Raw genomic sequence first — 14632 nt, forward strand, 5'->3', positions numbered from 1 at the left:
CCGAACGCCGCCCGGCCAGCACACAACGCCCGCTAGGCGCGAAGAGGCCACCCCCACCAGACCGCAGCAGAACCCGGCCCCGCAGAACCCGGCCCCGCAGAACCCAGCCCCGCCGAACCGCAGCGGATAGGCCCGACCAAGCTGGAACGCAACACCCGCTACGGATGCTCGATCTAGTGGACTCGCTTCGTGTGGGGGAGGAGTACCGCTAAACTTGCCGGTGGTGGGGAATGCCCTTCACCCGCCCTTTTTTCGCCACCGCGGTGCTCTAGGGGCCCCACACGAAGCGAGTTCACTAGATCGAGCCCACGCTTGTAACTCGGGCAACGAAGACGGCAACCATCAAGCGAGCCCCCTAGACCGAGCCCCGCTTGCAACCGGGCAACGAAGACGGCAACACCGAGGCCGGCCCCGCCCACGAGGTCGCACCACCGCCGCCCAATAGCCGGAATCCGTCACCAAAACCCCAGTACTTCGGCCGTTCGAGGGAGAAACCCACGAACGCGACCCCCAGACGACCCACGATGGGACCCTGTCCGCACAGGGATCTCTCGACCACGGGATCGGTGGGGCGATGACGTCGAGCCGGTGGCCGCCCACGAGCCTGCTGGGCGGTCTGGACGATCGCGTCCGGCGGGAACTGCTGGCTCTCGGCCGCCCCGTCCGGGTGCGCGACGGCGACCGGTTGCTGCGCGCCGGCGACCCGGCCACGCACGTCTACCTGTTGCTGCTCGGCTGGTTCAAGGTGCACGCCAGTCGCGCGTGCGGGGACGAGGCGTTGATCGCGGTGCGGTCGGGGGGCGACCTGGTCGGGGAGTTGACCGCTTTCGAGGGCGGGCCGCGCGCGGTGTCGGTAAGCGCGGCGGGGCCTGGGGTGGTGCGCCGGATCGAGCGCGAGGACTTCCTTGGCTTCCTCACCGCCCACGGCGTCGCGTTGCGCGCGGTGTTGCGCGCGGTGTCGGTCAAGCACCGGTGGGCCACCCGCAGGCTCACCGAGTTCGCCGGTGAGGCCGCCGACCGCCGGGTGGCCTGCGTGCTGGCCGAGATGGTCGAGAAGGACTCCAGCGCGGGCAACGCGATCGGTGTCCGGTTGAGCCAGTCCGAGCTCGCCGCGCTGGCGGGTACCTCGGTCCCGTCGGTGCAGCGGGTGCTCCGCCAGTTCCGCGACGGCGGCATCGTGGAGACCCGCTACCGCCAGGTCGTGGTGACCGATGTCGACGGGCTCAGCAGACTGGCCGGATTGGACTGTCCATAATAGACCTACGGTAGGTTTCGCAGGGTGCCGTGGATCGCGCCCGCCAGCGCGGTCGCGGCGCGCGCGAGGGTGTACCAGTCCGTGGTGGTGGTCGGCGCGGTGGATTGTTCCTCCTGCCACGCCTGCTGTTTGACCGCCAGGTCGGCGAAGAGCGGTTCGTAGGCCGAGGCCAGCACCGCCCACGTCTGGTTGACCACCGTGCCGGTGGCGGACTCGACCGCGCTCGCCAAGTCCTGCGGGGACGGGAGCGGGATGGGCACGTGCACCGCCGCGCCGGCCCCCTGGGCCACCACGTGGCCGAGCACCGAACCGTCGTCCGACGGCTCGACGCGCAGGCCCAGCGTGTCCGGTGGCCGCCACGGGCGCGCGTCGGGCAGGTGCCTGCGGATCTCGGCGTCGACCCAGTCCGCGTCGGCGGCGATGCCGGTCAGGATGAGGCGTTCGGTCCGTTCGGCCTGCGCGGCGAGCTCCCCGCGCAGGGCCGAGACGAGCCAGTCGACCGGGTCGGCGACCTTGGCCAGGTTGCCCCGCAGCCGCGCCAGCACCGCCGTGCGGTCGGCGCGCAGCGTGTCGCCCACCCGGCCGATCAGGGCCAGCTGGCGCGCGGAGAGCCGCACCCGCACCAGTTCCCAGTCCCGTTCCCGGGCCGAGCGCGGGTCCAACAACTGACCACTGTGGACACGTCGGGCGTCGGCGATCGTCTCGGTCGCGCTGGTGGCCATGGCCGTGCACTGGTCGGCGAGCCGCGCGGCGATCCGCCTGGCCCGCAGCTCGGCCCGCCGGTTGACCGGCGCGGTGTCGGTCAGGAACGACCGGATCGCCACCCTGGAGGCGTCGTCCGGCGCGGACCCGGGGCCGGACAACAGGACCACCGCGCCCATCCGCGCGCCGATGTAGGTCAGCACGTGGCCGCGCTCGGTCACCCCGACGCGGTCCAGCATGGTCACCACGACCGCGACGGAGCTCACGTGCGCGGACACCGCGTCCTCGAGCAGCCGGGACTGGGCGGCCCCCCAGGCGGCGGTCGCGGGGACGACCACCAGCAGCCCGTCGGTGTCGGTCACCGCCTCCAGCGGCGGTCCGGTGGGGTCCCAGTCGGCCTCGACCACCTCGGCCCCGGCCAGCCCCTCCCGGCCCGCGACCCGGTGGATCAGCGTCGACTTGCCCGCCCCCGGCTCGCCCACGACGGTGATCCGCCAGGTGGACCGCTCCAGACCGGCGGCCAACCGCTCGAGGGAGGTGGTGGTCCGGGCCCGCCCGTGGTCGGCGGCCAGGCGCGCCGCGTCCCGCAGCCACCGCGGGGTCATGGTGGTGATCTCGCGGCTCTCGATGGTGCCTGCTCCCTCGTGATCGCTGCCACTGCGCCGACATCATGGGCCGCCCGGCGGGCGCAGATGCCATCAGCCGAGGGGATTGGCCGAACTGCCCGGCATCCGACCGTCCCCGGCGACGGTCCGTGGAGGTCGGGTGTGCCCTGCGTGGTCGCCGCGGGCGGGTCGCCTCGGCCGTCCTGTCCGCGACGACCGGCGGGGGACTGTCCACGACGGCGCCCGGGCGGCGCCTAGCGCTCGGCGGCCAGGATGCCGTTGAGCAGGCCGGGGAACAGCGCGTCGAGGTCCGCCCGGCGCAGGGTGGTCATCCGGGTGGTGCCCGCGGGGACCACGGTGATCACGCCCGCCTCGCGCAGCGTGCGCAAGTGGTGGGTGCGGGTGGACTTGCTGATCGGCAGGTCGATGGAGCCGCAGGCGACGCTGGTGTCCAGCCGGGCCAGCTCGCGGACCATGTGCAGGCGCATCGGGTCGGCCAGGGCGTGCAGCACCGCCTCGATGCGGATCTCCGCTCGGCTGGGGTGCGGTAGGTCGTCGGGCACGGATTCATAGTACGAGATCGCTCGTAGTTCGGCTACTGTCGTACTACGATGACTGTCGTACAACACCCGGTCCGAGGGGGAAGACCCATGTCACCACGCACGTACCTGCTCGCCGCGGGCGCGTTCACCGTGGGCACCAGCGGTTACATCATCTCCGGCGTGCTGCCGCAGGTCAGCCGCGAGCTGCAGGTCTCGTCGTCGGCGGCGGGCCAGCTGGTGACCGCGTTCGCCATCGCCTACGCGATCGCCTCGCCGCTGCTGGCCGCGGCCACCGGCACCTGGGAGCGCAAGCGGCTGCTGGTCGTCGCGCTGCTGGTCAGCGCGCTCGGCAACGCCCTGTCCGCGGTCGCGCCCAGCTACGAGCTGCTGCTCGGCGCCCGGGTGCTCAGCGCGCTGGGGGCCGCGGTGTTCACCCCGGTCGCCACCACGATGGCGACCGTGATCAACCCGCCGGACCACCGCGGCCGGGCGGTGGCCATCGTCTTCGGTGGGCTCACCTTCGCGCTGATCATCGGGGTGCCCGCGGGCAGCCTGCTGGGTGGGCCGATCGGCTACCAGGGGGTGTTCGCGCTGGTCGCCGGGGTCACCCTGCTGGCCGCGGCCGCCGCGGCGCTCTGGCTGCCCACGCTCCCCGCCCCGCCGGTGGTCGGGCTGCGGGAGCGGTTCTCCGTCCTGGCCGACCCCCGGGTGCGGATGGTGCTCGGGATGACCGTGCTGGGCTGCCTGTCCGCGTTCAGCGTCTTCACCTACATCTCGACGCTGCTCGCCAGGACCGCGGACCTGCACGGCACGGCCATCTCGGTGCTGCTGCTCGTCTACGGCGTCGGCGGCGCGCTCGGCAACGCGCTCGGCGGCCGGGTGACCGACCGGTACGGCAGCCGCGGCCCGCTGAAGGTCGTCTGGATCGTCTACGCGGTCGTGCTGGCAACGCTCCCGTTCACCGCGGTGACGTGGCCGACCGCGGCGGTCGCGCTGTTCTTCTGGGGGATGCTCACCTGGTCGGTGAACCCGCCGATCCAGAACTGGCTGATCGAGCTGGCGCCGACCACCACCGGGTTGCTGCTCTCGGTCAACGCCTCGGCGATCTACCTCGGCGTCGGGCTCTCCGGGGTGGTCGGCGGTGTGGTGATCGACTCGCTGGGCATCCTGGCGCTGCCGCCGATCGCCGCCGCGGTGGCGTCACTGTCCTTTGTGCTGCTGATCCTCGCGGGCAGGCCCGCGGCGCCCGCCGAACCCGTACTGGCGCGGGCGAACGGGTAGGGGTCGGCTGGGGGTTTGACCGGGGACGTGGAGCGGGCGGTGCCGACGGCACCGCCCGCTTCGTTGCCACACGGGGGCTTCACACCGTGATGCGGGGGTTACCGCTCCCGTCGCGAGTGTCCACCGCCGGATCGTCGGACCAGCGGCCGCCGTCGGTGAGGTAGCGGAAGGACAGTGTGCTGCCCGCGGGCAGCACCACCGAGGTCGAGCGCTTCCCGTTCGAGCGGCCGCGCAGCGGGTTGCGGCCCGGTGTCCAGCCGTTGAAGCAGCCGACCACGCTGGTCGGTCCGGGTGGGTCGTCGCGGTCGAGGGTGAAGGTGACCCGGACCTTGTCGAAGGGCAGGGCCTTGGTGCTGATCATCCGGCGCGGTTCCTGTCGGTGCGGGGGCCTGGCCAGGGCAGCGTGCCCGCCGATCCCGGATCGCACCAGCGCGCTCACCCGGTCGTGTCGGCGAATCGGACAACGGGAGACGAATACCGGTCCGGTCCGGGGTGTCCGGGAGTCGGCTGACCGACAGCTGTGATTGAGTGGTCAACTGATTGTCGGGATCGGCTCCCAGATATTGGGCCGAACGGCGGCGAATGTGTCCCGAATCTCGGCGGTCGAGGGCTGGGTGTTACCGAGAGTCCGGTTTTCACACTGTTGCCAGTGTGCTGTTAGTGGATTACCGAGACGTTACTTCGATTTTTCATCTGCACGTGCAAGCTACTATCGGGTAGTCTCCGCGAGCGAACGCGAATGAACTTCAGGGCGACCGCCTGAGGTGCCCCTTTGTTTGTACCAAAAGGATTGTTTGATGTCTATTGTGGACTCTTGGGAACGTTCACACCTTTCGTGATAGGCGTCACAGAAACGCCCCGAACCTTTCATCGTTATGTCGCGAATCTCTTTTGTGAATGCGTCGATTCCTCGTTCAAACATGTTCGGCGGGATTTCGCCAAGGGCACTATTACGGGGCTATGGCCTTGGTCTATAGGGGGGCGATTGCTCCATTCGGCGGTAGCTGGTCTGCTCCGTCGCCGGTCAGCATTGTTTATGTCCGACGATTGAGTCGGGCGATCTGCGGGAACCTGAAGTAGCGTGGGGGTCATCCCCCTCGGCGGCATTCATTCCCGATCGCCGCGCTCACCCCCCCACCGCGCCACCGGAACCACCCGTATCGGTGTGCGGTCCCCCGTGTCCCCGTGCCGACCGGCACCCGAATCCAGTGAGGACTCATGGACGTATCCGCCAGAGCCAGGCTCCGCGACCGGTTCACCGAGCTCGTCGGCCTGCACTCGGTCCCCGGAGCGCAGTTGGCCGTCCACCACGACGACCAGACCTGGTCGTGGGCCACCGGGGTCGCCCGGCACGGGGCCGGCACCCCGATGACCGCCGCGGCTGGTGTCCCGGCGGGCTCGATCACCAAGGTGGTCACCGCCACCACCGTCCTGGCGCTGGTCCTCGACGGCGACCTCGACCTCGACGAACCGCTGTGCGAGCAGGTCGGCGGCCTGGGCAGCCTGCCCGACGCCGGTGACATCACCCCGCGCCACCTGCTCAGCCACACCTCCGGCCTGCCCTCGGACACCGCCGAGGTGACCGCGCCCACGCTGCGCAGGCTGCTGCACGAGTCCGGTCCCGCGCTGGCCCCGGTGGCCGCGCCCGGTGCCGCGTTCTCCTACTCCAACGTCGGCTACCTGTTGCTGGGCCACGCGATCGAGTCCGTCACCGGTATGCCCTGGGCCGAGGCGGTCTCGGCGATCGTGCTCGGTCCGCTGGGGATCGACCCGCGCATGGTCGTGGGCCCCGGCAGCTGCCCGGACCTGGTCACCGGCCACACCGTCAACCGCGCGCGGGGGACCGTGCGCCCGGTCGGCCAGTCGATCACGCCGGTCGAGGCGCCCGCGGGAGCGCTCGCGGCCAGTGCCGAGCAGCTGGTCCTGCTGGGCCGCGCGCTGGCAGGCAACGAGGCCAACGACCTGCTGGATCCCGGTTCCCTCAAGGAGATGCGCGGCGCGGTGCCCGACGCCCAGCCCTTCGGCATGGCCGACGGCTGGGGCCTCGGGCTGGCGGTGTTCGGCGCGGGCGACGAGTCGGTGATCGGCCACGACGGCACCGGCGACGGCACCTCGGCCCACCTGCGGATGAACCCCGCCACCGGCACCGTGGTCGCCTTCACCGCCAACGCGGGCTCCGGCTTCGCGGTGTGGCGCGAGCTGGCCGACGAGCTCTCCGGCTTCGGCGTGCCGATCACCGGGTTCGACCCGATGCCGGAAAAGATCGAACTCGCCCCCGTACCCCAGGGCTGTGCGGGTCGTTATGCCAATGGAGAGACCACTTACGAGGTTCTCCACACGGGTTCCACCGGGACCCACGAGCTGCGGCTCACGGTCGACGACGAGCCCTTCGCCGACCTGACCCCGTTGCCCAGGCTGCGTTTCGCCATGCGTGACTGCGACACCGGCGAGACCGACCAGGTCGGTCGGTTCCTCCCGGGTCGCACCGGTGAGCCCGCCTGGCTGCAGGTCGGCGGCAGGCTCGCCCGCAAGGTCGGCTGACCAGCCGTCCAGCCCGGACCGCTCAGCCCCGAACACCCCGCACCGCCGCCACGCGTGTCCCGCCACGCGTTTCCCGACCATGCCCGCGAAAGGTTCGGCCACGCCATGTCCGCCCCCCGCCGCACCACCCTGCTGGACCTCTTCGCCGCCCAGGTGCACCGCGATCCCGACGCCCCCGCGCTGCTCGACGGTGACCGGGTGGTCGACTACGCCGAGCTCGACGCCTGGTCGGACCGGCTCGCGCACCGGCTGGCCGGGCGCGGCGCGGGCCCGGAAACCCTGGTGGCACTGGCTTTGCCCCGTTCGGCGCAGATCGTTGTGGCGCAGTTGGCGGTGCTCAAGGCGGGGGCGGCGTACCTGCCGGTGGACCCGGGCTACCCGGCCGGGCGGATCAGCGCGATGCTCGACGACGCGCGCCCGCTGCTGGTGCTGACCGATCAGTCTGAAGTGGACAGTGCAGTTGGTGATGGCAATGGGGTACCCCGAGAACCCCTACCCCGCCCGCATCCCGAGCAGGCCGCGTATGTGATCTACACCTCCGGCTCGACCGGCAGGCCCAAGGGCGTGGTCGTCGCGCACCGCGGGTTGGCCACGTTCGCGCTGGCCGAGGTCGAGCGGTTCGACGTCCGCCCGGGCGACCGGGTGCTCCAGTTCTCCTCGCCCAGCTTCGACGCCTCGGTGCTGGAGCTGTGCATGGCGTTCGCGGGCGGTGCCGCGCTGGTGGTGCCGCCGCCCGGGCCCCTGTTGGGAGAACAACTGCACGAGGTGCTGCGCGCCAACCGCGTGACGCACGCGCTCATCCCGCCGGTGGCCCTGGCCACCGTGCCCGACTGCGACCTGCCCGACTTCCGGACGCTGGTCGTCGGCGGCGACGCCTGCCCGGCGGACCTGGTCCGCCGCTGGGCGCCCGGCCGCCGGATGATCAACGCCTACGGCCCCACCGAGTCCACCGTGGTCGCCACCTGGAGCGACCCGCTGGCCCCGACCGACACCGCCCCGCCGATCGGCCGGGCCATCGACGGGTCCACCGTGCTGGTGCTCGACGACGACCTGCGCCCGGTGCCCGACGGCGCGCCGGGGGAGCTCTACGTCACCGGGATCGGTGTCGCCCGGGGCTACCTCGACCGGCCCGGCCTTACCGCCCAACGGTTCTTGGCCGCCCCGGACGGCGCGCGGATGTACCGGACCGGCGACGTCGTGCGGGCCCGGCCCGACGGCGACCTGGAGTTCGTCGGCCGCGCCGACCACCAGGTCAAGATCCGCGGCTTCCGGATCGAGCCCGGCGAGATCGAGGCCGTGCTGGCCGAGCACCCGTCGGTCGGCCAGGCCGTGGTGGTCCCGCGCACCGACGCCGGGCTCAAGCGCCTGGTCGCCTACGTCGTGCCGGGCGAGCGCAGGCCGGTGCCGCACGAGCTGCGCGCGGCGCTGGCCGATCGGCTGCCCGCGCACATGGTTCCCGCCGCCATCGTGGTGCTGGAAGCGTTCCCGTTGAGCCCCAACGGGAAGCTGGACCGAACCGCGTTGCCCGCGCCTACCTTCGGGGTCGCCGAGGTCGACCACGTGGGGCCGCGCGACGACCGCGAGCGCGCCGTCGCCGAGATCTGGGCCCAGGTGCTCGGGCTCGACGCGGTCGGCGTCGAGGACGACTTCTTCACCCTCGGCGGCGACTCCATCCTGGCGGTGCGGGCGCAGGCCCGGATCGCCGCGGCGTTCGGCACCCGGCTCTCCGGCCGCGCGGTGTTCGACGCCCGCACCATCGCCGAGCTCGCCAAGCTGTTGCCGGAGAACGCGGTCGCCGACGTCGACATCCCGGTGGTCCCCCGGAACCGTCCGCTGCCGCTCGCGCCTGCCCAGCGGCGGCTGTGGCTCGAGGAGCAGACCGCTGGCGGCCCGGTCAACAACACCGGCTTCGCGGTGCGGCTCACCGGCGCGCTCGACCGGGCCGCGCTCCAGCGCGCGCTCGACCGGCTCGCCGCGCGCCACGACGCCCTGCGCACGACGATCGACGGGGAGTTCCAAGCCCTGTCCGACACTGGTTTACCGCTGCACGACCGTGCCACCGACGACCTCGCCACCGACGACCTCGCCGTGGACGATCTCGACGCCGAGCTGACCGCGCTGGTCGTGGCGCCCTACGACCTCGCCGCCGGACCGCTGACCCGGGTGACCCTGCTGGCGACCGGCCCCGACGAGCACGTGCTGGTCGTGGCCCAGCACCACATCGTCACCGACGGCTGGTCCGCCGCGGTACTGGTGGCCGACCTGACCGCGCTCTACGCCGAGGAGACCGGGGGACCGGTGGCCGAGCTGGCCCCGCAGCCCGTGCAGTACCCGGACTACGCCGCGTGGCAGGTCGAGCAGCCGGTGCCGAGCACCGCGCCGTGGAAGTCCCGTTTGGACGGTCTGCTGCCGCTGGAGCTGCCCACCGACCGGCCCCGGCCGCCGGTGCGAGTCGGCTCGGGCGGTCTGCACCGGCAGGAGTTGCCCGCTGAGCTGGTCGGCAGGCTGACCACGCTGGGCGCCGCGCACGGGGCGACGCTGTTCATGACGCTCACCGCCGCGGTCAAGGTGCTGCTGGCCGCGCACGGCCGGACCCGCGACATCGCGCTCGGCGCGGTGCGGGCGGGCAGGCCGCGGGCGGAGCTCGACACCGTCGCCGGGTTCTTCGTGAACACGCTGGTGCTGCGCTCGGCAGTCGACCCGGCGCTGCCCTTCAGCGACTTCTTGGGCGCGGTCCGGGAAACCGTGCTCGACGCGTTCGACCACGACGACGTGCCGTTCGACCGGGTCGCCGACGAGTTGGGCACCCTGCGCGACCCGAGCCGCACGCCGCTGGTGCAAGCCGTTGTCGCGCTGCAGCAGCCGCTCGTGCGCGTTCCGGCGGCCGGTGGGCTGGACTGGGCCGAGCAGCCGCTGCCCCGGCCCGCCGCCCGGTTCGACCTCGCGGTGGAGTTCTGGCCGACCGGTGGGTCCCAGACCGGTGCCGGGGTGGCGACGGGGCTGGCGATGGTGCTGGAGTACGACACCGCGCTGTTCGACGCCGATCGGATCGCGGGCCTGGCCGCCGAGCTGGACACCCTGCTGACCACCGTCGCCGAGCAGCCCGACCGTCCACTGGGGACGCTCGCGGACCTCGGCGGCGAGGCGCCCGTCCAGCAGCCGAAAGCGCTTGCGGAGCCAAGCTACCTGGCCCCGCGCACCCCGGTCGAGGCGGCCTTGGCGGCTGTGTTCGCCCAGGTGCTCGGCGCGGCCAGGGTGGGTGTGAGGGACAACTTCTTCGCCCTCGGCGGCGACTCGATCCTGAGCATCCAGGTCGTCACGGCCGCTCGGACCGCCGGGCTGGTGCTGACCGCGCGGGACGTGTTCGTGCACCAGACGGTCGCCGCGCTGGCCCCGCACGTGCGGACCGCCGAGGTCGACGCGGTCGAGGAGGGCCCGGTCGAGGGCTCCGTGCCGCTGACCCCGATCCAGCGCTGGTTCTTCGACACCCACGCCGCGCACCCGCACCGGTTCGACCAGTCGGCTGTCGTCGACCTGGGTGCGCCTGTTCAGGAGACCGCGCTGGCCGTTGCCGTCGAGGGGCTCCTCGAGCACCACGACGCACTCCGCATGCGCTTCAGCAAGGCCGCCGACTGGCACCAGGAGAACGCTCCCGTGGGCGTCGCCGGCAGCGTTGGTGAACACGGCCCGATCTTCACCGCCGAGCCGCACGGACCCTCCGCGGTCCGGCTGCGGGCCCACCACCTCGTGGTCGACGGGGTGTCGTGGCGGGTGCTCGGCGAGGACCTCCGCACTGCTTATCGGCAGACCCTCGCGGGCGAGTCGGTGCGGCTTTCACGCCGTACGACGTCGTTCCGCGAGTGGGCGACCCGGCTCGCCGCGCACGCGGTCGACGGTGGGTTCGCCGATGAACTCGTGCACTGGACCTCGGTCAAGCCGGTCGAGGGGAGTGTGCCGCGCGACCGGCGCGGGCCCAACACGACCGCGTCCGAGCGGACCGTCACCGTCGAGCTGACCGAGGACGAGACCGCCGCGCTGCTCCGCGAGGTCCCTCGCGCCTACCGCACTCAGGTCAACGACGTGCTGCTCGCCGCGTTCGGTTCCGCGCTGGGCGCGTGGACCGGGCGTCAGCAGACCGTGGTGCACCTGGAGGGCCACGGCCGGGAGGACCTGTTCGACGGTGTCGACGTCTCCCGCACGGTCGGCTGGTTCACCACGATGTTCCCCGTCGTGCTGGAGTCTACTTCGGACTGGGGCATCGCGCTCAAGACCGCCAAGGAGAACCTGCGCACGCTTCCTCGGCGCGGCATCGGATACGGCGCGCTGCGGTACCTGGCCGGGATCGACCTCGACAGCTCCGCCGAGGTGTCGTTCAACTACCTCGGCCGGTTCGACGACACCACGGGTGCTCTCGACCTCGACGCCCACCCCGACGCGCCGCGCGCGCACGTGCTGGACGTCGTGGGGTTGGTGGAGCGGGACAAGCTCGCGTTGACCGTGTACTACAGCGAGAACCTGCACGACGAGGCCACCGTCACCGCGCTGGCCGAGTCGGTCCGGGCCGCCCTGCTGGCGATCCTGGCCCACTGCGCGGGCGGAGCCCACGGCCGCACGCCGTCGGACTTCCCGCTGGTGGACCTCGATCAGTCCACAGTGGATCGACTGGCCGACCCGAACGTGGTCGACATCCTGCCGCTCACGCCGATGCAGGCGGGCATGGTGTTCCACGGCCTCTCCCAGCCCGGCCAGGGCGCCTACTTCCAGCAGACCGCCTTCGTCCTGGACGGCATCACCGACCTCGACGCGTTCGCCGCTGCCTGGCGACAGGTGGTCGACCGCAGCGCGATCCTGCGGTCTTCGGTGGTCTGGCAAGACGTGCCCGCCCCGGTGTCGCTGGTGCACGAGCGGGTCGACCTGCCGATCACTGTTCTCGACTGGTCCGGCCAGGACCGGGCCGCGAACCTCGACGCCCTGCTGGAGCGCGACCACGCGACCGGCTTCGACCTCGCGTCGCCGCCCCTGATGCGGCTGGCGCTCGCCCGGTTGTCGGCGACCGAGGTGCAGGTGCTGTGGACCTTCCACCACGTGCTGCTCGACGGCTGGAGCATCTTCGGCGTGCTCTCCGATGTCGCCGAGGCGTACGCGGGCCGGCCGCTGCCGGACCGACCGGACTTCGCCGAGTACCACCGCTGGCTGGCCAGCCAGGACGACGCCGTCGCCGAGCAGTACTGGCGTGATGTGCTCGGTGTCGTCGAGGCCCCCACGGCACTGCCGTTCGACCGGCCGCGCGCGTCCGTGGCCCAGGCCACGACGTCCGCCCGCACCGAGATCTCTCTGTCGGAGAAGGAAACTGCGGAGCTGACAGCGTTCGCGAAGGCGCACCGGCTGACGCCGGGCACCGTCGTGCAGGGGGCTTGGGCGCTGCTGCTGGCGCACTACAGCGGCCAGCGGGACGTGTGCTTCGGCGCCACGGTGTCCGGTCGGCCCGCGGACCTCCCGCAGGTGGACGCGATCACTGGGATGTTCGTCAACACCTTGCCGGTCGTCGCCACTGTGGACGGTTCGGCCGCAGTCGCCCAGTGGTTGGGCGGGTTGCAGCGGTCGCAGGTGGAGTCCCGTGCCTACGAGCACACCCCGTTGACCCGGTTGCAGGGCTGGAGCTCGGTGCCCGGTGGGGTGGACCTGTTCGACAGCGCGGTCATCTTCGAGAACTACCCCGCCGATGGTCCGGTGTTGCGCGAGCTGACCGCGGTCGAGAGCACGACGTTCCCGTTGAGCGTCACGGTCTACCCGCGCGAGCGGCTGACCCTGCTGTTCGGCTACGAGCCCGACCTGTTCGACGCCGAGACCGTCGACGCCGTGGCCGCGCACCTGCGGCACCTGCTGGCCGAACTGGTCGCCGACCCGGACCGCCCGGTCTCGGCCATCCCGGCTCTCGCGGGCGCCGACCGTGAGCGCGTGCTGACCGAGTGGAACGACACCGCTGCTGACGTCCCGCACACCACCCTGGTGGCATTGCTGGCCGAGCAGGCCCGGCGGACCCCGGACGCGACCGCGCTGGTGTTCGAGGGCCGGTCGTGGACCTACACCGAGTTCGACGCCGAGACGAACCGGCTCGCACACTGGCTGATCGCCGCGGGGGCCGGGCCGGAGAAGATCATCGGGATCGCGCTGCCCCGCTCGGCCGACCTGGTGCTGGCCCTGGTGGCGGTGCTCAAGTCGGGGGCCGCGTACCTGCCGGTCGATCCCGACCTGCCCGCCGACCGCGCCGAGTTCATGCGCGCGGACGCCGACGCGCTGCTCACGCTCGACCACCTCCCCGAGACCGCCGGGCAGCCGGACACCGCGCCCGAGGTCGTCCTCGACCCGGCCAACGGCGCGTACGTGATCTACACGTCCGGCTCCACCGGGCGCCCCAAGGGCGTCGTGGTGCCGCACTCGGCGATCGTAAACCGTCTGCTGTGGACGCAGGACCGGTTCCGGCTCGGTGCGGACGACCGGGTGCTGCAGAAGACCCCGGCGAGCTTCGACGTGTCGGTCTGGGAATTCTTCTGGCCGCTGGTCACCGGTGCCGCGCTGGTGGTGGCCAAGGCGGGCGGGCACCGAGACCCGGCGTACCTGTCCGAGGTGATCCGCGCCGAGCGGGTGACCACTGTCCACTTCGTCCCCTCGATGCTGCGGGCCTTCCTGCGGCACGCCGACCCGGCGGCCTGCGCGGGGCTGCGGCGGGTGCTGTGCAGCGGTGAGGCGCTGCCCGCCGACCTCGCCGACGAGTTCCACTCCCTGCTCGGCGCCGAGCTGCACAACCTCTACGGCCCAACTGAAGCCGCTGTCGACGTGACCCACTGGGCGTGCGCGCCCGGTGCGGCGGTAGTGCCGATCGGACGGCCGGTGTGGAACACGCGCCTGCACGTCCTGGACGCCGACCTGAACCCTGTGCCGGTCGGCGCCCCGGGTGAGCTGTACCTGTCCGGGGTGCAGCTCGCCCGCGGCTACCTGAACCGCCCGGGGCTCACCGCGGACCGGTTCGTCGCCGACCCGTTCGGGCCTGACGGGAGCCGGATGTACCGCACCGGCGACCTGGTGCGTTGGAACCGGTCGGGCGCGGTCGAGTACCTGGGCCGCACCGACCAGCAGGTCAAGGTCCGCGGCGTGCGGATCGAGCCGGGTGAGGTGGAGGCCGCGCTGGTGGCCCTGCCCGAGGTGGCCGCGGCCGCCGTCATCGCCCGGGACGGCAGGCTGATCGCCTACGCCACACCTTCCACAGTGGATGGTCCGGCGATCAGGGAGGTGCTCGGCAAGTCCCTGCCTGAGCACATGGTTCCCGCCGCCGTGGTCGCGCTTGAAGTGTTGCCGCTGACGCCGTCGGGCAAGCTCGACCGACGTGCGCTGCCGGACCCGGACTTCGGGCCCACCAGCGCGCCCGCCGAACCCGAGACCGGCACCGAGCAGGCCATCGCCGACATCTGGGCGGAGGTGCTGGGCGTGGCGCGGGTCGGCGTCGAGGACAGCTTCTTCGACCTCGGCGGCGACTCGATCCTGAGCCTGCACGTCACCGCCCGCGCCAACGCCGCGTTCGCGGTGGAGCTCACCCCGCGCGACGTGCTGACCGCCCGCACCGTGCGCGCCCTGGCAGGCGTGGTCGAGGACCACATCCTGCGCGAACTCGAAGCCCTCGCGGGCGAGTCCCACTGAGCCCCGGAGGA

General features: G+C 72.2%; 7 protein-coding genes. 4 read left to right on the plus strand and 3 right to left on the minus strand.

The window, feature by feature from the left end; genetic code table 11:
• The first annotated feature begins 574 nt into the window (after nucleotides 1–574).
• On the plus strand, nucleotides 575–1255 hold the full coding sequence (locus tag QSK30_RS13205; RefSeq protein WP_285502656.1) for a Crp/Fnr family transcriptional regulator: 681 nt from the start codon (nucleotides 575–577) through the stop codon (nucleotides 1253–1255).
• A 5-nt stretch (nucleotides 1256–1260) separates the two neighbouring features.
• On the opposite strand, the gene QSK30_RS13210 is transcribed toward QSK30_RS13205, so the two are convergent.
• On the minus strand, nucleotides 1261–2562 hold the full coding sequence (locus QSK30_RS13210; RefSeq protein ID WP_285502658.1) for a P-loop NTPase family protein: 1302 nt from the start codon (nucleotides 2560–2562) through the stop codon (nucleotides 1261–1263).
• Nucleotides 2563–2816: 254 nt separating this feature from the next.
• Nucleotides 2817–3125: an ArsR/SmtB family transcription factor gene (locus tag QSK30_RS13215; protein WP_285502660.1), complete on the minus strand. Its 309-nt coding sequence runs from the start codon at nucleotides 3123–3125 to the stop codon at nucleotides 2817–2819.
• An 87-nt stretch (nucleotides 3126–3212) separates the two neighbouring features.
• Between QSK30_RS13215 and QSK30_RS13220 the strand changes: the two genes are divergently transcribed.
• A complete protein-coding gene (locus QSK30_RS13220) occupies nucleotides 3213–4385 on the plus strand; it encodes an MFS transporter (protein WP_285502663.1) in 1173 nt (390 codons plus the stop codon).
• 79 nt (nucleotides 4386–4464) lie between these two features.
• On the opposite strand, the gene QSK30_RS13225 is transcribed toward QSK30_RS13220, so the two are convergent.
• Nucleotides 4465–4746, minus strand: coding sequence for an early set domain-containing protein (locus tag QSK30_RS13225; protein ID WP_285502665.1), 282 nt, complete (start codon nucleotides 4744–4746; stop codon nucleotides 4465–4467).
• Between the two features lie 857 nt (nucleotides 4747–5603).
• Here QSK30_RS13225 and QSK30_RS13230 point away from each other — a divergent pair.
• Together QSK30_RS13230 and QSK30_RS13235 are read left to right on the plus strand one after the other, a co-directional pair.
• The gene (locus tag QSK30_RS13230; RefSeq protein ID WP_285502667.1) at nucleotides 5604–6926 is read left to right on the plus strand and encodes a serine hydrolase domain-containing protein; all 1323 of its coding nucleotides are present in this window, start codon (nucleotides 5604–5606) and stop codon (nucleotides 6924–6926) included.
• Nucleotides 6927–7031: 105 nt separating this feature from the next.
• Nucleotides 7032–14621 (plus strand): non-ribosomal peptide synthetase, encoded by a 7590-nt coding sequence (locus tag QSK30_RS13235; protein WP_285502669.1) that lies wholly within the window; start codon nucleotides 7032–7034, stop codon nucleotides 14619–14621.
• Nucleotides 14622–14632 lie beyond the last annotated feature (11 nt).

Source organism: Actinokineospora sp. NBRC 105648 (assembly GCF_030269645.1).
In the GTDB taxonomy this organism is placed as follows: Bacteria; Actinomycetota; Actinomycetes; order Mycobacteriales; family Pseudonocardiaceae; genus Actinokineospora.

Coding starts and splice junctions, on each gene's coding strand:
- QSK30_RS13220 (WP_285502663.1), top strand. CDS start 3,213: ATGTCACCACGCACGTACCTGCTCGCCGCGGGCGCGTTCACCGTGGGC.
- QSK30_RS13210 (WP_285502658.1), bottom strand. CDS start 2,562: ATGACCCCGCGGTGGCTGCGGGACGCGGCGCGCCTGGCCGCCGACCAC.
- QSK30_RS13205 (WP_285502656.1), top strand. CDS start 575: ATGACGTCGAGCCGGTGGCCGCCCACGAGCCTGCTGGGCGGTCTGGAC.
- QSK30_RS13225 (WP_285502665.1), bottom strand. CDS start 4,746: ATGATCAGCACCAAGGCCCTGCCCTTCGACAAGGTCCGGGTCACCTTC.
- QSK30_RS13230 (WP_285502667.1), top strand. CDS start 5,604: ATGGACGTATCCGCCAGAGCCAGGCTCCGCGACCGGTTCACCGAGCTC.
- QSK30_RS13235 (WP_285502669.1), top strand. CDS start 7,032: ATGTCCGCCCCCCGCCGCACCACCCTGCTGGACCTCTTCGCCGCCCAG.